This is a genomic window from Falsirhodobacter halotolerans, from assembly GCF_022899245.1.
Classification (GTDB): Bacteria; Pseudomonadota; Alphaproteobacteria; order Rhodobacterales; family Rhodobacteraceae; genus Falsirhodobacter; species Falsirhodobacter halotolerans.
In genome coordinates this window covers 254,023-272,717 of sequence record NZ_JALJAZ010000002.1, presented here as the reverse complement: position 1 = coordinate 272,717, position 18,695 = coordinate 254,023, and the positions used below count along the sequence as shown (strand labels likewise).

25 protein-coding genes are annotated in these 18,695 nt (G+C 66.0%); 17 read left to right on the top strand and 8 right to left on the bottom strand.

Translation table 11 applies throughout. The features are described from left to right. Positions 1-598: tetratricopeptide repeat protein (locus tag MU449_RS14685; RefSeq protein ID WP_244739404.1), on the top strand; the 598-nt coding region annotated here is incomplete at its 5' end. 4 nt (positions 599-602) lie between these two features. On the opposite strand, the gene MU449_RS14680 is transcribed toward MU449_RS14685, so the two are convergent. The 7 genes from MU449_RS14680 to MU449_RS14650 all read right to left on the bottom strand — a co-directional run bounded on the left by MU449_RS14680 (position 603) and on the right by MU449_RS14650 (position 6,254). Further along, the gene (locus MU449_RS14680; RefSeq protein ID WP_244739403.1) at positions 603-977 is read right to left on the bottom strand and encodes a hypothetical protein; all 375 of its coding nucleotides are present in this window, start codon (positions 975-977) and stop codon (positions 603-605) included. A gap of 1 nt (position 978) precedes the next feature. Beyond that, on the bottom strand, positions 979-2,253 hold the full coding sequence (locus MU449_RS14675; RefSeq protein WP_244739401.1) for a type II and III secretion system protein family protein: 1,275 nt from the start codon (positions 2,251-2,253) through the stop codon (positions 979-981). Between the two features lie 25 nt (positions 2,254-2,278). Next, positions 2,279-4,405, bottom strand: a complete 2,127-nt coding sequence (sctV, locus tag MU449_RS14670; RefSeq protein WP_244739399.1) for a type III secretion system export apparatus subunit SctV — start codon at positions 4,403-4,405, stop codon at positions 2,279-2,281. Then, positions 4,402-4,734 (bottom strand): type III secretion apparatus assembly chaperone SctY, encoded by a 333-nt coding sequence (gene sctY, locus MU449_RS14665; RefSeq protein WP_244739397.1) that lies wholly within the window; start codon positions 4,732-4,734, stop codon positions 4,402-4,404. Before sctY ends, sctV begins: the two co-directional genes overlap by 4 nt. Further along, entirely contained in the window at positions 4,731-5,120 is a 390-nt protein-coding gene (locus MU449_RS14660) for a hypothetical protein (RefSeq protein WP_244739396.1), read from the bottom strand. The genes sctY and MU449_RS14660 overlap by 4 nt, the downstream gene beginning before the upstream one ends. Before the next feature lie 28 nt (positions 5,121-5,148). Further along, complete coding sequence (locus MU449_RS14655; RefSeq protein ID WP_244739395.1) at positions 5,149-6,027, bottom strand: SctD/MshK family protein; 879 nt, start codon at positions 6,025-6,027, stop codon at positions 5,149-5,151. 62 nt (positions 6,028-6,089) lie between these two features. Next, the gene (locus MU449_RS14650) at positions 6,090-6,254 is read right to left on the bottom strand and encodes a hypothetical protein (protein ID WP_244739394.1); all 165 of its coding nucleotides are present in this window, start codon (positions 6,252-6,254) and stop codon (positions 6,090-6,092) included. Between the two features lie 198 nt (positions 6,255-6,452). Here MU449_RS14650 and MU449_RS14645 point away from each other — a divergent pair, with 198 nt between their 5' ends. The 12 genes from MU449_RS14645 to sctT are packed head-to-tail and all read left to right on the top strand — an operon-like array spanning position 6,453 to position 13,916. Continuing rightward, positions 6,453-7,058 (top strand): hypothetical protein, encoded by a 606-nt coding sequence (locus tag MU449_RS14645; RefSeq protein WP_244739393.1) that lies wholly within the window; start codon positions 6,453-6,455, stop codon positions 7,056-7,058. A 22-nt stretch (positions 7,059-7,080) separates the two neighbouring features. Next, entirely contained in the window at positions 7,081-7,293 is a 213-nt protein-coding gene (locus tag MU449_RS14640) for a hypothetical protein (protein ID WP_244739392.1), read from the top strand. Continuing rightward, positions 7,290-7,700, top strand: coding sequence for a hypothetical protein (locus tag MU449_RS14635; protein ID WP_244739391.1), 411 nt, complete (start codon positions 7,290-7,292; stop codon positions 7,698-7,700). Before MU449_RS14640 ends, MU449_RS14635 begins: the two co-directional genes overlap by 4 nt. Before the next feature lie 8 nt (positions 7,701-7,708). Continuing rightward, on the top strand, positions 7,709-8,470 hold the full coding sequence (gene sctJ, locus MU449_RS14630) for a type III secretion system inner membrane ring lipoprotein SctJ (protein ID WP_244739389.1): 762 nt from the start codon (positions 7,709-7,711) through the stop codon (positions 8,468-8,470). Then, on the top strand, positions 8,467-8,982 hold the full coding sequence (locus tag MU449_RS14625; RefSeq protein WP_244739387.1) for a hypothetical protein: 516 nt from the start codon (positions 8,467-8,469) through the stop codon (positions 8,980-8,982). Before sctJ ends, MU449_RS14625 begins: the two co-directional genes overlap by 4 nt. Further along, positions 8,979-9,551, top strand: a complete 573-nt coding sequence (locus MU449_RS14620) for a hypothetical protein (RefSeq protein ID WP_244739385.1) — start codon at positions 8,979-8,981, stop codon at positions 9,549-9,551. Before MU449_RS14625 ends, MU449_RS14620 begins: the two co-directional genes overlap by 4 nt. Next, positions 9,548-10,867: a FliI/YscN family ATPase gene (locus tag MU449_RS14615; RefSeq protein WP_244739383.1), complete on the top strand. Its 1,320-nt coding sequence runs from the start codon at positions 9,548-9,550 to the stop codon at positions 10,865-10,867. Before MU449_RS14620 ends, MU449_RS14615 begins: the two co-directional genes overlap by 4 nt. Continuing rightward, positions 10,864-11,310 (top strand): hypothetical protein, encoded by a 447-nt coding sequence (locus MU449_RS14610; protein ID WP_244739381.1) that lies wholly within the window; start codon positions 10,864-10,866, stop codon positions 11,308-11,310. The genes MU449_RS14615 and MU449_RS14610 overlap by 4 nt, the downstream gene beginning before the upstream one ends. 5 nt (positions 11,311-11,315) lie before the next feature. Next, positions 11,316-12,176 (top strand): FliM/FliN family flagellar motor switch protein, encoded by an 861-nt coding sequence (locus MU449_RS14605; protein WP_244739380.1) that lies wholly within the window; start codon positions 11,316-11,318, stop codon positions 12,174-12,176. Beyond that, the gene (gene sctR / locus MU449_RS14600) at positions 12,173-12,829 is read left to right on the top strand and encodes a type III secretion system export apparatus subunit SctR (RefSeq protein WP_244739379.1); all 657 of its coding nucleotides are present in this window, start codon (positions 12,173-12,175) and stop codon (positions 12,827-12,829) included. Before MU449_RS14605 ends, sctR begins: the two co-directional genes overlap by 4 nt. Next, positions 12,830-13,099 (top strand): EscS/YscS/HrcS family type III secretion system export apparatus protein, encoded by a 270-nt coding sequence (locus MU449_RS14595; RefSeq protein ID WP_244739378.1) that lies wholly within the window; start codon positions 12,830-12,832, stop codon positions 13,097-13,099. Positions 13,100-13,103: 4 nt separating this feature from the next. Then, positions 13,104-13,916, top strand: a complete 813-nt coding sequence (sctT, locus tag MU449_RS14590; RefSeq protein WP_244739376.1) for a type III secretion system export apparatus subunit SctT — start codon at positions 13,104-13,106, stop codon at positions 13,914-13,916. Positions 13,917-13,952: 36 nt separating this feature from the next. Here the strand turns inward: sctT and MU449_RS14585 are convergent, their stop codons facing one another. Continuing rightward, positions 13,953-14,414: a hypothetical protein gene (locus MU449_RS14585; protein ID WP_244739374.1), complete on the bottom strand. Its 462-nt coding sequence runs from the start codon at positions 14,412-14,414 to the stop codon at positions 13,953-13,955. 913 nt (positions 14,415-15,327) lie between these two features. Here MU449_RS14585 and MU449_RS14580 point away from each other — a divergent pair. The 4 genes from MU449_RS14580 (at position 15,328) to MU449_RS14565 (ending at position 18,694) form a co-directional block, all read left to right on the top strand. Beyond that, positions 15,328-16,116, top strand: a complete 789-nt coding sequence (locus MU449_RS14580) for a metallophosphoesterase (protein WP_244739373.1) — start codon at positions 15,328-15,330, stop codon at positions 16,114-16,116. 76 nt (positions 16,117-16,192) lie between these two features. Continuing rightward, positions 16,193-17,305 carry an AAA family ATPase gene (locus tag MU449_RS14575; protein ID WP_244739371.1) on the top strand — a complete coding sequence of 371 codons (1,113 nt, stop codon included), beginning with the start codon at positions 16,193-16,195 and terminating at the stop codon, positions 17,303-17,305. Between the two features lie 95 nt (positions 17,306-17,400). Beyond that, on the top strand, positions 17,401-17,874 hold the full coding sequence (locus MU449_RS14570) for a DUF6634 family protein (protein WP_244739370.1): 474 nt from the start codon (positions 17,401-17,403) through the stop codon (positions 17,872-17,874). A gap of 1 nt (position 17,875) precedes the next feature. Further along, positions 17,876-18,694: a phosphoesterase gene (locus tag MU449_RS14565; RefSeq protein WP_244739369.1), complete on the top strand. Its 819-nt coding sequence runs from the start codon at positions 17,876-17,878 to the stop codon at positions 18,692-18,694. Position 18,695 lies beyond the last annotated feature (1 nt).

Sequence of the window (18,695 nt, the reverse complement as noted above, 5' to 3'; positions counted from 1 at the left end):
CAGCCCGGCGGCGCAGATCCGGCTTGGGCAGGGGATGCTGGACGCAGGCCAACCCGAACGTGCGGCGACGGCCTTTCGTGCCGCCCTGAACACCGCGCCGGAGAATGGCCCCGCGCTTTTGGGTCTGGGCACTGCGCAGTTGCGCGCGGATCAGGTGGAGGGCGCGGCCCGCACGCTGGCCATCGCGGCGCCCAAGGTGCGCAGCTCGGCGGCCTACAACCGGCTGGGAACAGCGCTGATCCTGACGGGCCAACCGCCCGAGGCGGAGGCCGCGTTCCGTCAGGCCCTGAAGCTGGAACCGGCCAATCTGGACACGCAGTCCAACATCGCGCTGGCGCAGGCGCTGGCGGGCCAGCCCGCCGCGGGGGCTGAGACGGCGCGCGCCGTCACAACCTCCCCCCGGTCCGAGCGGCGGCATTACCGCAATCTCATGTTGATCCTCGTGCTTGCCGGGCAAGAGGACGCGGCCCGTGCGGTTCACGTTCCCGACGATGGCGAGGCCGACCGTCGCGCGTTCATCGCCGAGGCGCGCAACATCCGGTCCATCGCCACCCCCGCCGGTAAGGCGCGCGCGATCGGTCTGCTGGCGGGCGGCTGACATCTCAGTTCAGCCGGTCGGTGGTGGACAGGCCGTCTTCGGGCAGACGTTCGGGTGGGGGGGCGGTGCCATCGATCACCCGACGTGCCGCCCGCGCCTGCGGCGCGGCCATGGCCGGACCGGGGGTGCGCCCACGCATCAGGTCCGACGGCGCGGCCGCCATCATCTGAAGGTTCAGCGCGTTGGCGCATCCCGGCGGCAGATAAAGCGGGTCCGCCGCCACGTCGGGCGTGATGCAGGCATCGGGCACCATGCGGCCGGAGGCTGCTCCCTTCTGAACCAAGCCACCCCCAAGATACTGGTAGTTCGGAGAATAGGGCAGCGGATCGCGGGCCGGAACTGAGCAAGCCGCCAGCGCAATAAGGGGAAGAAGGAACAACTTACTGAACATAAAATCCAAACCCTGCATTCGTTTTTGGACGGTTCACCTCGGCCACCGGCTCCGACAAGGCGCCGCGCGGACTGTCGAGCGGGGTCTTCAACGTGCGCGCGCTGACCGGCTCCACCAGATAGGGGGTGATGAGGATCACCAGCTCCGTCTCATTGCGCCGGAAGCGCGAGGATCGGAACAGCTGGCCGAGAATCGGGATATCCCCCACCAAGGGCACCTTGTCGATCTGCTGGGCCTGATCGCGTTGGAACAGGCCCGCGATGGCAAAGGTCTGGCCGGATCCCACCTCCACGGTCGTGTCCGCCCGGCGCACCTGAAGGGAGGGGACCGACAGGTTGGCGATGTCGATCATCCCCTCGCCCGACAGGCTGCTCACCTCGGGCCGGACCCGCATGGAAATGCGGTCATTGGGCAGAAGTGTCGGCGTGAACAGGAGCGAGACGCCGAACTGCTTGTATTCGATCCCCACCTGATCGCGGGTCACGGGCACGGGGATCGGAATTTCGCCCCCGGCAAGGAAGCTTGCCGTTTCGCCCGTCACGGCGGTGATGTTGGGTTCGGCAAGAACGGTCAGGATGCCGTTCTGCTGCAACGCCTCCAACAGCGCGTCAACCCGCGCGCCGGTGCCGCCGATCCCCAGCCCCGCGCCGCCCCCGCCCATCACGCTGCCGAAGGTGAAGGAATCCCCGCCCCGGAACACGTCCCAGGTGATGCCATAGCGCAGAAGCTGGTTGCGCGACACCTCGGCGAAACGCACCCGGATGTTGATCTGGTTGGAGCCGGACAGAGTGGTGTTGTTGAAGACCGGCTCCTCCTCGCCCGCGAACGCCTCCATCGCATCGGCGGTGTCCATCGCCTCTTGCAAGGACCGGGCGTTGCCATGGGCGACGGGGGCGTCCTGAAACAGGCGAAGGCTGATGGTGCTGGTGGGTTGGGCGCGGCGCTGGCCGCTGGCAAGCGCCCCCGCATCGGCCGTGACGCGCAGGTCCACCTCGCCCACCGTCACCTCGTCATCGCTCAGCGCGATGAGGTTGGTGCGTCCTTCGGTCAGGGCGTGGATATAGGCCATCTCGGGCGAGATCACGCGCACATCCGCCACCGTCGCATCGGCCAGAAACACCTGCGACACGGGTTCGTCGAAGCGCAGGATGCGCCCGTCGCCCACGGACAGGGACAGGGCCTCGCCCCCCCGTGCGTCCACCGTCTGGGCCGTCACAGCCAAGGGGAAAAGGAGCGCCAGACACAGGCAGGCAAAGGTCGTCATTCTTCGGATCATCGGGACAGTCGCATCAGGCAGGGTGTGGAAGGGCAGGGCCCGGAGCGGGCGGCAGGCTCCGGGCACCCCGTCCGGACGCGGGAAGGGCCAGAGTAAGGAGCGATTGCACCGAATATTCGGGCGCAATCTCGGCATAGGACAGGACAGGCACGTCGATTCCATGACGCAGCAGAAGTTGGCGAAGTCCGTGGCGCAGGTCGCCGGCCGTCAGCACCACGGGGGCGGGCCCTTCGCCGTCGTGGCGGATCTGGTCGATCAGGGTGCGGGCCTGCGCCTCGGTCGGGTGAAGGCCGGGGCCCATGCCGGTGGTGCGGGCGGTGGCGCGCAGCGCATCCTCGGTCGCGCGGTTGGTGATGCGGGCGGCGATCACGCGGTTCATGCGGGCGTGGCGGTGGCAGATCTGCCGCGCCAACGCGATGCGCGCGCGTTCCGTAAGCGAGGCGGTGTCGCCATCGCGTGGCGCCCATTCGACCAACGCTTCCAGAATGGCGCGCATCTGCACGATCGGCACACCTTCCTCCACAAGTCGCCGCAGGATGTCCGAAAGGCGGTTGAGGGGCAGGACCCGGCCCGCTTCGCGCACCAGTTCGCCGTAATCATCCTCCATCGCGGTCAGCATCTCGCGTGTTTCCTGGATGCCGATGAAATGCGCGGCATAGGCGCGCAGCGCCCGGTCAAGGCACCGCGTCAGCACGTCAGGCGCATCGAACGCGCCGATCCCGGCCCGGTCCAGTGCAGCGCGATGTTCCTGTGCCACCCAGATGGTGCGCGACCCGTCGATCAGCCCCGGCCCGTCGACATAGGGGACATCCAGCAGATCCAGATGGACGGGATCGTCGTTCAGCAAAAGGCGACCTGCCGGAATGTCGCCTTCGCGGATCGGCACACCGTCCAGATCCACACGGAAGCGGTCGGGGGGAAGGGCGGGATCGACGCGCAGTTCCACTGCCGGAAACTCGGGCCCAAGATCGTCGCGCAGGTGGCGACGCAGATCGTCGGTATCGCGGCGGAAGCGTTCGGACCACAAGGATTGACCCAATGTCGGCCCGGCATGGACCAGCAGCTTGTGACGCACCGCGCCATCGGAAATCAGCCGGTCGTCGGGGGCATCCGGCAGGGCGGGCATCTCGGGGGGTGGGGCATCCTCTGCCCTGAGGGCGGGGCGGGCCCGCACCAGCGCGCCCATGCCGGCAAACGCCGCCGCCAGGACCAGAAACACCAGCGTGGGAAAACCCGGAACCAGCGCCGCCCCCGCCAGCACCACCGCCGCCAGAAAAAGCGGGCGATGGTCGGAGCCAAGCTGATGCAGGATCTCCGTCCCCAGATCGCGATCCGCCTCGCTGGCCACACGCGTGACCACGGTGCCCGCCCCAAGCGAGATCATCAGCGCCGGGATCTGCGCGATCAGGCCGTCGCCCACGGTCAGCAGCGAATAGGTGTGCCCCGCATCGCCGAAGGTCATGCCGTGGGTGACCATGCCCACGATCAACCCGCCCAGCAGGTTGACGAACACGATGATGAGACCCGTGATCGCATCGCCCTTGACGAATTTCATCGCCCCGTCCATCGCGCCGTAAAGCTGGCTTTCCCGTTCCAGCCGCCCGCGGCGAATGCGGGCCTCCGATGCCTCGATCTCGCCCGCGCGCAAGTCGTTGTCGATCGCCATCTGCTTTCCCGGCATCGCATCAAGCGTAAAGCGCGCGGCCACTTCGGCCACGCGTTCGGCGCCCTTGGTGATGACGATGAACTGCGCCGCCGTGATGATGAGGAAGACGACAAGGCCGACGATGACCTCCCCCCCAATGACGAACTGGCCGAAGGTCTGGACGATGTCGCCCGCATCCGCCTGCAGCAGAATCAGCCGCGTCGTGGTGATCGACAGGGCAAGGCGGAACAGCGTGGCCAGCAGAATGATCGGCGGCAGGGCCGAAAAATCCGAAGGCCGCCCGATATAGAAGGCCACGACCAGGATCAGAAGGCTGAGGGCGATGTTCACCGCGATCAGCACGTCCACCAGCAGCGTGGGCAGCGGGATGACCATCATCACGACCGCCAGCATCATGAACGTCGCCACGATCACATCCGACCGCTGCGACGCCATCCGTGCCAGCCGGGCAAGGGGGGACAAAAGCGCGTTCACGCCGCGTCCCGCCCGGCGACATAGGCGGCAAAGCAGCGCCGGGCCTCGGCCTCGTCGCCCGTCATCCACAGGGCGCGGGCGCGCAGCAGGGTGGCGGCCTGCGTGCCCTCCGGTTCCAGCACGGCCAGTCGGTCAAGGGCGGCGAGCGCGCGGGCCGAGGAGCCGTTCTCGATCAGTGCCGACGTCAGGGTCCGCAGGATCCCGCCGCTGTCGGGGGCAATCTGGTTGGCCAGAAGCAGCAGCACCAAGGCCCGCTGCCCCCGGCCCGCCCGAAGATAGAGATACCCCAATGCGTGTAGAAGGTCGGCGGAATCGGTCGTGCGGGTCATGCCGGGCCGCCTTCGTCCTTGGTCAGCCGGCTGCGGATGTCGCGTTGGCTGGCGATCTCTTCCTCCAGCAGGGCGCGGGTGATGGCGTGGGTGTCTTCGGGCATGTCGAGCGTGGGCAAAACCTTCTCCGCGACATGCGCGAGGATGTCGGTCATCCGGCCGGACGCGAAGATGCCCGGATCGGCGACCTCGGGCATGGTCAGGGCCTCGATCTCGTTGCGCAAGGATCGCCCGGTGGCATTGGTGCCCCGGCGGCGCTGATGCAGGATCGCATCGAAAGCGGCGATGCGGGCGCGCGTGACGGGATCCGCCCCCTGACCGGCGGCCACAAGGGCGCTGTCCAGTCGGTGACGATCGCCGGGGCCGTGGCGGGAAATACGGCTCATGCCGCGTTCCTGTGGATGCGGGATGACGTCATAAGGTCAGATGGAACTCGGTGCTGCCCTGGGCGACGGTGATGCGCCCCGGCGTGATGGATTTCAGCATCCAGCCGTCCTGCAGCGCGGCCCCGGGATAGCGCCGCTCTCCGCGCGCATCGACCACATAGGGATCTGGGCCGAACCACACGGCCTGGAAGGCGAAGGAGGGGGGGGCGGCGACAGGCCGGAATACGACTTCGGCCGTCAGAACATGGGTTGCGCCATAGGTGCGGTCGAACCAACGGCGGATATCCTGCCAGACCTCCCTCCGGTCGTCCGTAAGGTCGCCCACGACGTTCAGACGATGATCGGTCGCCGAGACGACGAGCGGAAGGTCCGCCTCTGCGATCCGGGCACGCAGGGCATCGGGGGCGGATGTGTCGACCGGCGCAGAGGGCACGACGGTCGGTTCGGCGGGGCGGTCCTGCACCTGGGCCTGACCGACGCCGGTGACGTGCGAGGTGTAGGTCAGCCCGAACGCCAGCGCAAACAGCGCGGCCGCACCTATCAGCCATCCGCGCCGCCGCCCTTCCGCCATGACCGGACGTCCCACACGGATGGTCGTGGACCCGAGGGTCAGGATGGCGGGCATGACCACACGGGTTCCGTGACCCCGCTGCACCGGCACCCGGCCTTCGATGCCGACATCGCCGCCAAGCGCGTCCACCGCCATCTGTCGACCGTGAAACCGCAGGCGCAGATGGTTCGCCACCACGCCCTCATCGGTCAGAAGGATATCGGACTGCGGCCCCGATCCGATGGTGCATACGTCGCCATGGACCGGTGCATGGGCCCCGCGATGCGCGCCGTCCAACACGGACACGACACGTGCGGCAGGGGCCGGCCGCGCGGGAAGGAGGTGAAGAAGGGCCAAGAGGGTCGCCTTGAATTCCGGGGGTGGGGTGGGGCAGGCGATGGTCCGCCTGCCGCCGGTCGTCAGTTCTGCGGACGCTGTTTGGTCGCGTCGAGCTCGGTTTTCTTCTCGGTCGTGATCTCGGTGATCTTGGCCGATTTCTCGATCGCGCGGTCGAACGCCGCTTCCATGCTGGCGATGGCGGCGTCGGAACCGCCCGAAGCGGCAGGTGCGTTGGTCGTGGCCATGATATCTCTCCTGGCGTTTGTGTCTGTCGATCGGGAGGCACAAAGCATCCCCGACGGCATTCGATCTGTTCGATCCGTCGGGGTCAGGTAGACAGTCCCAATGTAAAGCTTTTGCATCGGTTCCAGAAAATTTTCCGAAAAACTCATTTTCTGTTAACCGTCATAAAACCGTGTCCTGTGCGTGGTTCTCCATGGGTCATGACAAGCGCCCTCATTCCTTCCCGTGGACTGGCCCCCCTTCTGGCAACGCTGACGGCATTCGCCTGCGGCCCGGCGGCGGCGCAGGTCTGGGCGGACCGGCCCTACGACTATGTCGTGCTGGATCAGGATATCCGCACCACGTTGCAAGAGTTCGGCCGCAACATGGGCGTGTCCGTCCAGCTGACCGACGCGGTGCGGGGTCGGGTGCGGGGCCGGGTAGAGGGCGAGACGGCTGGCGACTTCATCGAAACGCTGGCGCGCACCCACGGCCTTGTCTGGTATGATGACGGCGCCGTTCTGAATGTCAGTGCGGCGCGCGAATTCGCCACCCACCTTGTTTCCGCAGGCGATCTGAACGCCGAGGCCGCGTTGCGCCAGATGCGCGATCTGGGCCTTGTGGACGATCGTTTCACCCTGCGGGCGACCGAGGGCGGGGGGGTGATCTCCGTCTCCGGCCCCCCGGCCTATGTGACGATGGTCGAGGATTTCGTCCGCAATCAACGCCCCGCCCTTGCCGCCGCGGGCGATGACCCGCGCGTGCGCGTCTATCGCGGTCGCGTCGGGATCGAGGATGTCCCGACCGCGCCCACACCCGAAAACTGACCCACCAGAAGGACGCAACCCCATGGCCATCTCCCCCGTTTCCGGCTCCGATGCCGCAGCCTCCGCCACCACCGGCGAGACCGCCTTCGACACAGCCATCCAGAACGCCCAGTCCAACGAGATGACCCCCGAGATGGAAGAGATGATGGGCGAAGGCATGATCAAGGTCGGCGGCCAGATGATCATGATGCCGCTGGCCAACGATATCCTGAAAGAGGCGATGTCGGACGAATGACCGGGGCAGAGATCGGAGCGGTTCCGGCAGCCGCCCCCCAGACCGACACGCAAAACCTGTTCGAACACGCCGCGCTTCATGCGCAGGGTCTGTCCGAAGGGGCGGGGCCCGCGCAACTGGGCGGAGAAGTGTTGCAAAGCCTTCAGGGCTATGCCGAACGCAGCGGAACCCTGGCCGAACGCGCCGGGCAACGGACAGGCGAGGTGCCGCCCCCCGAACTGGTCTCCGCGTCCGGCGCGCCGGTGCCCCCGGCGCCCGACCCCGCACGGGAGGTGAGCGGACCGCAGATGGATCGGGCGATAGAATCGCTGGGTCTGATGTTCGATCATGCGATCGAAACGCAGCTTGTCGTGCGGGGGGCCACGCAGGTCTCGGGCGCGGCCAACACCCTTTTGCGAGGGCAGTAATGGGCGTGATGCCCCTTCACAGGCTGCGTCTTGCGGCGATGGCGGGGCTGCTCGCCCTCGCCGCGTGCCAGGAAGACCTCTATACCGGCTTGGACGAACGTGAGGCGAACGCCATCGTCGCCACGCTGGACCGGGCGGGCATTCCCGCCCGCCGCACGGTTCAGGATGACGGCGATATGCGCGTGACCATCGACGGCGCGCGGTTTGCCGAAGCGGTCGGTGTGCTGGAAAAGGCGGGCCTGCCCCGTCAGCAATTCGCATCCATGGGCGAGGTGTTCCGCCAAGAGGGGCTCGTGGCCTCTCCCATGCAGGAGCGGGCGCGCCTGCTGTTCGCCCTGTCCGAGGAACTGTCGCGCACCGTGACCGAAATCGACGGCGTGCAATCGGCCCGGGTGCACGTGGTGCTGCCCGAAAACGACCCCTTGCGACGTGATGCGGTGCCGTCATCGGCTTCGGTTTTCCTGCGGCACGATGCGGGGTTGAACGTCGCGCCGCTGATCCCGCAGATCAAGACGTTGGTGGCAAACGGCATTGCCGGGCTGACTTATGACAAGGTGTCCGTCGTGCCGGTGGCCGCCGCCATGCCGGATTTTGCCGAACGCGGGCCGATGCTGGTGTCCGTGCTGGGCGTCTGGATGGTGGAGGGAAGCCGGGGCTGGTTCCTGACGCTGGTGGGAGGGCTTGTGCTTCTTTGCGCAGGTTTGGGCGTGGCCGTGGCCATCTTGCGGCGGCGGGCGCGGCACGATTACCGGCTGGAGATTCTGGAATGACGCCGCACCCCCTGCGTCTGGCGCGCCATCTGGGCCGGGACGTCCCCGAAACGCTGGCGGCCCGGCTTTTGGCCGAAGCGCGATTTGCGGACCGAATCGCCACGCTTTTCCCCGAGGGAGAGCCGTTGGGCGATCCCGACGCGCGGATCGCGGCGATGGACATGACGGCGCTCGACCGGCTGGCCCTGCGTGCGGGGGCGGTGATCCATGCCGACCGCCTTCTGCGCGAGATACGGGGGCCGGTCATCGCGGACTGGACCGCGCGGTTCGGCGCGGATGCCTTGGCGCTGGCCCGCGCCCACGCCGATCTGGCCCTGGCACGCCCGGAAACGGCCCTGGCGGAGGAGGACGGGCGCGCCTGTCTGGGGGCGTGGATTGCCGCCCTGCCGCCTGCGGCCAAGGCACGTCTGTCTCTTTTGTGGCCGGACGAGGATGCGGTTCCGACGCCGGGCGATGCGGTGTTTCGCGACCACGGTCCCGTGGTGATCCGGCGATTGGCAGAGGCGGTATGACCGACCTTCCCGAACGCCCCCACACGCGCCTTTTGCGCGCGTCCGAGGCTGTTGCATGGACGGACGGTTTCGCCTTCCTCGATGCGGCCCGGACGGAAGCGGCCCGATTACGCGCAACAGCTGCGGCCGAGGTTGCGGCGGCGCGCGCCGAAGGCCGTGCGGAGGGGCGCACCGAAGGCGCGATGGAGGCGGCCCGCATGGTGCATGATGTGCGCGCCGCGCTGGACCGGCATCTGGCCGGGGCGGAGGGACAGATCATCGAGTTGGTGATGACGATCCTTCGCGACACGCTGGCCGGGATCGGGGATGCGGAGATGATTGTCCGTGTCACGCAAGCGGCGCTGCGCACGCTGCGCGGCATGCATGACCTGACGCTTTCGGTGCCCGTTGCGCATGTCGCAGAAGTCGAGGAACGGATCGCCGAGATGGGGGCGACACGCATCCGCGTGGCCCCGGACCGCCTGCTGACGGGGCGGCAATGCGTGCTGACGGACGCCGACAGCAGCATTGACCTGGGCATCGACGCCCAATTGGCGGTGCTGCGCGCGGCGATGGAGAGGGCGGTGTGATCGACCTCTCCGCCATTCTGCCGCGCCTGACCCGTGCCGTCGCCGGCGCCGAGTCCCGCCCCGTGCGCGGACGCCTGCGCGAGGTGCGGGGTATCCTGGCCGAGGCCGCGATCCCCACGGCCCGCATCGCCGAACTTTGCCATCTGCGCGATCCGGTCAATGGACGCATCGTCCCGGCCGAGGTGATCGGATTTCGCGGCGATGTGGCGATCCTGTCGGCTGTGGGCGATCTTCAGGGCCTTTCCTCTCGCTGCGAGGTGATCCCGACGGGGGCGACGCTTCGGGTGCGGGTTGGGGACGGACTTCTGGGGCGCGTGATCGACCCGATGGGCGGGCCGTTGGACGCCCGCCCCGCCCCCTGCGATGGCCATGTGCGCCCGGTGGAGGTCGATCCCCCCCGCGCGATGGATCGCGACCCGATCCGCTCCCCGCTCGCATTGGGCATTCGGGCCATCGACGGGCTGATCACCGTGGCCGAGGGTCAGCGCATCGGCATTTTTGGCGAGGCGGGGGTGGGGAAATCCTCCCTTCTCGCCTCGATCATTGCGGGAACCGAGGCGGATGTGATCGTCATCGGCCTGATCGGGGAACGCGGGCGCGAAGTGCGCGAATTGCTGGACGCGCGTCTGCCCGTCGCCGCACGGGCCCGCACGGTGGCGGTGGTCGCGACCTCGGACCGTCCGGCGATCGAACGAGTGAAGGCCGCGCACACCGCGACGACCGTGGCCGAACATTTCCGCGATGCCGGCGCGCGGGTGCTCTTGGTGATGGATTCGATCACCCGGTTCGCCCGTGCGCAGCGCGAGGTGGGGCTGGCGGCGGGCGAGCCGCCCACCCGGCGCGGCTTTCCCCCTTCATTCTTCTCGGCGCTGCCCCGCCTTCTGGAACGGGCGGGGCCGGGAAAGGGCGGGTCGATCACCGGCCTTTACACCGTTCTGACCGAAGGGGATGTGGCGATGGATCCTGTAGCCGAGGAGGTAAAGTCCATCCTCGACGGTCATATCATGCTGTCACCCGATCTGGCCGAGCGCGACCATTTCCCCGCCATCGACATCCTTCGCAGCCGCAGCCGCCTGATGGGGGCGGTGGCCTCGGACCGCCATCGCGATCTGGCGACCCGCATCCGCGCCAGTCTTGCCGCCCATGAGCAGGTGGAGTTGCTGTTGCGCGTGGGCGAATACGCGTCCGGGTCGGATCCGGCGGTGGATGACGCCATCGCGCGCCACCCCCGGATTGAGGCGTTCCTGCGCCAGCCCCCCGCCGAGGAGGGCGACCTGCCCGACACCCTGCGCCGCATGGAGGCGATCTTCTCATGACCCGCCGGTTCGATTTTTCCACCCTTCTGACCCTGCGCGTACGGCGCGAGGACCGGGCGGCTCTTGCCACGGCGGGGGCCACCCGGTCGGTGGATCAGTGCCGTCGCGCCGTCACCACCGCCGAAGATGCCCGCAATTCGCACGACATGCGGCAGGCGGCACTCGACGCCCGGTTCGACGCGGTGCGCGAGATCTCCCACGCCGATCTCCATCTGGACCGCGCGCGGGTGCTTCACGCCGACCTGGGACGCGACGCCCTGACCGCCGATATCGAAACGGCCCGCGCGGCGGTGGAGCAGGCGGTGGCGGTGCAGACCACATGCCGGGCCGAATGGCATGCGACCCGCGCCAGGACAGAGGCGCTCAGGGCTCTGGCCGCACGCCACCGTCGCGCGGCGCAGCGCCGTCATGACGCGCGCACCGAGGACGACGGCGCATGGTGAACGACATGCCTTTCCAACGATGGATGACGGCCGACATTCCCGCCGTTCCGCTGATCCTTGCCGGCGTCGGGATACACCTGTCCTTCGGAACGTGGACGGAGCCAGAGGATCGCCTGCCGCTGCCTTTTACCGTGGGAGGAATGGCGGCGCGCCTGCATCTGCCACGGGGCCTTGCCGCACGGCTGACAGCCCCGGCGGGGGTGCCCGAAAGCCCTCTTGCCTTGGGGCTGCTTGTCGAACTGGCCTGTCTCGACCTTGTGCGCGGGCTGGAAGATGTGTTGGACCGCCCCGTCCGTCTTGGCATAGGGGACGGAGGGGGTGCCATCCGCCTGACGCTGAACCTCGGCGAATGGGCGGTGCCCGCCGAAATGGACCCCGATCTGGCCCTCCTTCTGTCGGCGGCGCTGGAGAAGATGGATCCCGCGCCGCACCCGGACCCGGTGCCGAACGATGTCTCCGTGCGTCTCGAGCTTGGTCGGCAGATCCTGACGCCTGCGGAAATCGCCACGCTGGCCGTGGGCGATGTGGTGATGTTCGATCCCGGCCCCCCGCGCGCCATGATCGGCGATCGGGTGGCGGCGGTGACGGTGGACGGGGCGGGGGTGACGCTGCGTTCTGCCTTCCTGCCCGCGCCGACACCTGTTCCGCACCCGGGACACGTGACGGTAAGCGCCGAACTTGCCCGCACCACCCTGCCGTTCAAGAGGCTGGAGACCCTCGGCCCCGGCGAGGTCCTGCCCCTGGCGGTGTTCGACGCGACCGTCGCCGATCTGGTGGCGGGCGACCGGATCCTTGCCCGCGGCAATGCCGTCGCCTTGGGCGCGGGCACCGGCCTGCGCCTCATCTCTGTCTGCGAGGGGCCATGACCGAATTCCAGCCCAACCTTCTGTCCATCATCGCAGTCGTGTCCACCATCGGTCTTTTGCCGTTGGCGATCGTAACGATGACGGGGTTTCTCAAGATCTCGGTCGTGCTGTTCCTGATCCGCAACGCGCTCGGCGTGCAGCAATCGCCGCCGAACCTCGTCCTTTACGGGATTGCGCTGATCCTGACCGTCTATGTCACGACGCCGCTGGTCGGAAACATGTATCTGGCGCTGGAACGCAGCCCCGTGGACCTTCAGACGCTGGACGGGCTGCGCGCCGCCGCCGAGGCCGTGGCCGCCCCCTTGCGCGATTATCTGGAACGGTTCGCGAGCGAGCGGGAGCGGGCCTTCTTCATGGAAGCCTCCGCCTCGGTCTGGTCCGATGAGGCGCGTTCGGCCTTGCGTTCGGACGATCTGATCGTACTGATCCCGGCCTTTGTCGCCTCTGAACTGACTCGTGCGTTCGAGATCGGGTTCCTGCTCTACATCCCCTTCCTCGTGGTCGATCTGATCGTGGCCAACGTGCTGATGGCAATGGGGATGATGATGGTGTCGCCCACGCTCATCTCCATCCCGCTGAAGATCTTCCTGTTCGTGGCGGTGGAGGGGTGGTCGCGCCTGATGCACGGCCTGATCCTGAGCTATGGGGGCTGAATGGGACAGGATGTTTTTCTGGCCGAGATGAACCGCGCCCTGATGGTGGTGCTTCTCGTATCGGCGCCTGCGCTGATCGTTGCCATCGTGATTGGCGTATCGGTGGGGTTGTTTCAGGCGCTGACCCAGATCCAGGACCAGAGCCTGCCGCAGGCAGTCAAGCTGGTGGCGGTGATGCTGGTCTTGCTGGTCGTGGGGGGCCTCATGGCCGCGCAGGTCGGGCAGTTGGCCAGCCACATGCTCGATATCTTCCCCGGCGTCACGCGGTAGGCGGGTGGATCTGACCGCCGTCACCTCCGCGCTGACCGAACTGGCCTATCCGCTGCTGGTCGCGGCCTCGGTCGGGGTGGCGCGGGCGATGGGGATGATCCTGCTGACGCCCGCGTTCATGCGATTGGGGCTGACGGGGATGATCCGGTCGGCCGTGGCGTTTGCCGTGGCGCTGCCGGTGGTGCCCGCCGTGTTCGCCGGGCTGGACGGGACGGCACTGCCGTCCGCGCTGGACCTTGCGGGGCTGGTGATGAAGGAGATGGCGGTGGGGGCGGTGATCGGCCTTTTGTTCGGCATTCCTTTCTGGGCCGCCGAAATGGCGGGGGAACTGGTGGACCTTCAGCGCGGATCGACGATGTCGCAATTGGTCGATCCATCCTCGGCGGGGGAATCCTCGGTCACGGCAACGCTGTTCACGATCGCGCTGATCACGCTGTTCTTCATGTCGGGGGGATTTCTGTTCCTGCTGGACGGGTTCTATCGCAGCTATGCCTTCTGGCCCGCAGACGCGTTCCTGCCTGTCACGGGCGGTGCGGGGGCACAGGCGCTTCTGGGGCTGTTGGACCGGATCATGCAGATCGCCGTGGCCCTGATCGCGCCGGTGGTCATCGTCATCCTTGTTGTGGACGTGATGCTTGCCTTCTTGTCGCGGATGGCCCCGCAGCTTCATGTCTTCGACCTGTCCATGGCGGTGAAGAACCTGATCCAGGCCGGCGTGATGGTGCTGTATCTGATGTTTCTGGCGCCGTTGATGTTCGATCAGGTCATGGCCCTGGACGGATTGATGGACCGGATGGGCGCGGTCTTCGCGCGCTGAAGCCCCCGGCTTCTGAAAAGCCGGGGGCAGGCGGGCTCAGTTTTGCGGACGCTGCTTGGAGGCGTCGAGCTCGGTCTTCGCCTCGGTCGTGATTTCGGTGATCTGCGCCGATTTGGCGATCGCGCGGTCGAAGGCGTCCTGCATGGAGGCAATGGCCTGTGTCGCGGTTCCATCCAGCCCGCCTGCCGCGGCCCATTCGAAATTCCACACGCCTGAAAAGTCGTCCTTGCGGGCCACGTCATGCGTCTCGATCGCGGTAAACACGGCGTCGTGGCGCAACATATAGGCTGCGGCGGCGGACACGTCCGCGTTGAACGCGCCGTTTCTGTTCTCTGCCATCGTCTGAAGATCGGCCTTGTGGACCGCACCCTTGCCTTTGGCATTCATGTGATCGGCAATGATCCGCGAGGATTTCGCGATGTCGAGGCTCTGGTCGAACGAAGAACGCTGCGTGGCGGCTGCCGGGACGGCGTTGGTTGTCGGGGTGGAGATAGACATGGCGGACCTTCTTTGCTGAATGCGATGCGCCGACATTGCCCGACATGTGCGACGACTACATGAAAGGTTTCGTTCATCGAGATTTTGGCTGTGACGCCTCTGTGTAGGGGTTATGTCGAGAGCTGCAAACATACGGGGAAATCGCGTGGAATTGACATCTCGGGTCGGTATTGCGACCTCATGTAAGCGGGATCACGGCTAGGATTCTCTTTATTATATCACATAATTTCTCTTACCATACGATCTTGCGTAAGCGGGGGCACACGTATCCTACTACTGAAATAATGGCCATTTAGGCCCTCATTTTGTCCATTAGACAACTAATTGTTGTCCATTGGCATGGTTGGAACCCGATAATACTGCATAGTTTCAGAATGCTACGTGAATGCGATCGAGCCAGACCCCCGCTGTGATCCGGCGTCTGAGCCGCAAGTCGGCTCGTTGACCGTTGGGCCGCTGCCCGGCATGGTTGCTCCCATGTCTTCCGGAGTGTTGGAACGTTCTGTGCGTAGCCCGATCCCCGGAGTTTCCTAATCATCACGTCTCCGTCGGAAAGCACCGCTTCTCCGAACGGCGGAGCCATGCCTCGAAGGTCAACACGATGTTGCGACACAAAGCCCATCCGGACCCCAGCCATGAAGCCCATCGGTCGCAGGCGCAATCACCACCGCGTTTGCCCAATAGGATGCGCGTTCGCCCCTACTGAGTTGAACGCCGCCCCCCTGCCCTGACCCCATCTCTACTGTAATAGCCCGGCCTGTTTCTGGCCGCTGATGCCGCTTTGCCGCTTTGCCGCTTTGCCGCTTTGCCGAAAGGATACCTCCATGTTCCGCAAGCCGTCTATCAAAGCCCGTTTTCCCAAGCCGAACGAGTTCAGGGTCGAGCGTGATTTCGCCGAAAAGGTGTCGATCCAATGAACATCCTGATCGCCGCCGACCTGCACCTTGATCTCTGGGCCGACGCCGGGCGAGATCCGTTCGCAGGCATCTTGCCGGTGCTGCGTAGCCTTGATGCGCTTATTATCGCAGGTGACTTGGCCAATGATCCGCAGCGGAACTGGCCTTGGGCGCTGTCCCGGATCGCGCGGATGGTCTCACCCGCGCAGATATGGGTGATTCCGGGCAACCATGACTATTACGGCGCCACCCTCGACGACGGTGTTCTGGTTCGGATCGCAGCGGAGGCCGGGGTAAGCCTTGCCCAGAAACGCGCTCTGACCTTCGGCACTACCCGCCTACTGTGCTGCACGCTCTGGACCGATTTCGCGCTCACCGGCGATCCGGAGGCCGCCATGGTGCGCGCCGAAACAGGGATGCTGGACTATTCCCGAATCCCCCGAGCCGAGGGCGGACTTATCCGCCCCGAAGACACCGTCGCGGTTTACCGCAATCATATCGAGTGGCTAACGCGGGAGATCGCCAAACCCTGGCCTGGCCAAACAGTGATCGTCACCCATCACGCCCCAAGCCCGGCGGTCTCCGGTGCTATGTCCGAGCTCAGCCCGGCCTTCGCCTCGAATCTTGACGTTTGGATCGAGGCACACCGGCCTGACTACTGGTTCTTCGGCCACACCCACCGGCCGCTCTCGACCCGCATCCGCGGGGCACCGGTCATCAACGTCTCGCTCGGCTATCCCGACGAGGTGCCCGAAGGCAGAGAGGCCGAACTGCTGCTGCGCGGCCTGATCTTCCCCGGCACCTGATCGCCACTTTCCCCAACACATCTTCCCCGACCAGGCCACTCCCGGTCGACGGCCCCCTCATGCCCGGAGTCATCCAATGTCCAACACCATCCCCTTCATCGAGGCTCGCTTCTTCAGTGCGAACGAGGGCCGCGTTGAGCTCGAAGTCCGTCTTAAGAAACACCTGCGCGGGCTGCGATGCAGAAGGCTCCCTCCGAACCTTCTGACCCCGTTCCGCGATGTTGAGGACGCCGATGACGTCTCGGCGCCCGACCTGACGGACCTTATCGGTATAGGCCGTGACGACGAGAGCCGTATCAAGCGTCGGGTCAATCGTATCCTCGAACGCCGCAAGGCGGCCTCTGGCCTCGAGCATTTGAGGTCCGATGACCGGGCGCGACTCGAGGTGCTGAAGGACGGTGCCCGGCTGGTTTCCATCCGGGACGAGCATCACGCCGACGAACTGGCCGCAGCCTTGCACGCGGACATGCCCTGGATGGCCCCGGCCACCGAGGTGGTCTGGCACGCGATGCGCCGGTCGGTGCGTGAGGGCCTGCCGGGCCTCAAGATCCCGCCGCTCTTGCTCGACGGCCCACCCGGCATTGGCAAGAGCGAATTGGCGCGACGCCTCGGCAAAATGCTGTCCACGCCTACCACCGTGATCGAAGCGACGGGGGAAAATGCCTCGTTCGGGATCGTCGGTTCGCAGCGAGGCTGGGGCGGGTCCTGCCCGGGGCGCCTGATTGAAACCATTCTGCAGAATCCTATCGCCAACCCGGTGGTGGTGGTCGATGAGGTGGAAAAGGCCGGCACCGCTGTTTCGACGAAGGGTCATGCCTTCGGTCTGGCCGAGGCGCTTCTGCCGCTGCTTGAACCCCTGACCGCGCGGCACTGGAGCTGTCCCTACTATCAAGTCAAGTTTGACATGGGTTGGGTGATCTGGGTGCTGACCTCGAACGATTACCGACAGTTGCCGGAGCCGCTGCTCAGTCGGTGCCCGCCGATCCAGCTGCGTCACCTCACCCTCGCAGAACTGATGAACTTCGTCCGCCGCGAGGGCACAAAGCGTAGCCTGTCCGAAGCCTCCATCGAGTCGATCTGCGAGATTCTATCCCATCCCTCCCTGCAAAGGCATCGGCCCAGTCTGCGGGTCGCGGCACGAATGCTGCAACGCGCCGCCGATCTGGAACAGGGGCCGACGCTCCACTGAGCCGCCCGTCTACCTTTCCATACCTCCCTGAATCCAACGCGCCTGCGGCATCGCCGCAGTTGCCCTCTTCATACCATCGAGACGGAGACATCATCATGAAACTCTCGCCTACCGACCGCGCGTGGTTCGACAAGGTTCTACGCGCCATTGCCGCTGCCGAGACCGGACCATCTGAGGCGGACCTCGCGCAGGCACCGGTCCTGTCAGACTGGAAGGCCGCGATTTCGCCCGGCTTGCACGTAATGCTCTGGGGCGAGGTGACCGACCACCCGCTTCTTGGCACTGCAAGCATCACCACGTCGCAGCTGATCGCGATCGATGCAGAGGCAGGCTGGGCGCGGACCGCGTCAAGATGGTATCGACTTGGCCGCCCCCTCGACGCGCTCGAAGTGGAAATGGTAAAATCCCTGACCGAGAAGAACACTGAGGCCGATGCTGTTCGTTTCACCTTGCCTGGCTTCATGAACATCGATGATCCCGCGCTGCTGGCCCGGCTATTAACCCAATACATCATGAATGTGCGCGAGATCGATGCGGCAGACCGGGCCACCTCCGGACGGGGGGTGTGAAATGCACTGGTTCACCGCAGATCCCCACTATTCGCACGACAATATCATTCGATTTTGCGACCGCCCCTTCTCAGACGTGGGCACGATGAATGCCCATCTGCTGGCTGAATGCCGGGCCCGGGTCCAGCCAGATGACGATCTTTGGATTCTGGGAGATTTCACCGCCGGAAGATCCACCGATGCACAGCGGCGAGACGTGCGCGGCATTTTCTACGCGTTACCCGGCCGCAAACACCTCATCCGCGGCAACCATGATGAAAGCTGGGTCTGTGACCTACCCTGGGACAGCGTGAGCGAGACTGCGGATATCGTCGTGGACAAGCGGCGTTTGTTCCTCTGCCATTACCCGATGATCACCTGGCCCGGCGCACGGCATCAGGGTCTGCAGTTGTTCGGCCATGTCCATCAGAACTGGCAGGGTTCGCGCAACAGCATCAACATTGGCGTGGATGTCTGGGATTTCAGGCCGGTCACGCTGCAGGAAATCGAGCGCCGCGCCGCCAGACTTCCCGTCAATCCTCTTTGGGATCAGGTCGAACCGGGCCGCGCTTGGCCCACCGTGCTTTGCGCGGGCTGCGGCCGGGTCCTCGACCCGTCGCTGGTCTCGGGCCATGCCGTGGTGCGCAACGGGCGGATCGTGGTGTCCTCAACCAAAGAGATGATCGTCCTCATGGGAAAAGCCATGCGCAAATGGCTGCCGGAGGGCCAGCACGTCTGCCCTGAATGCATTGGCAACTATCTTTCCGTAAGGGAGGTGGCGCTTCCTCCCGGATTAAGCTTCGATGAGGCGCGGAACCGCGCCGTTCCCAATGGAAAATAGG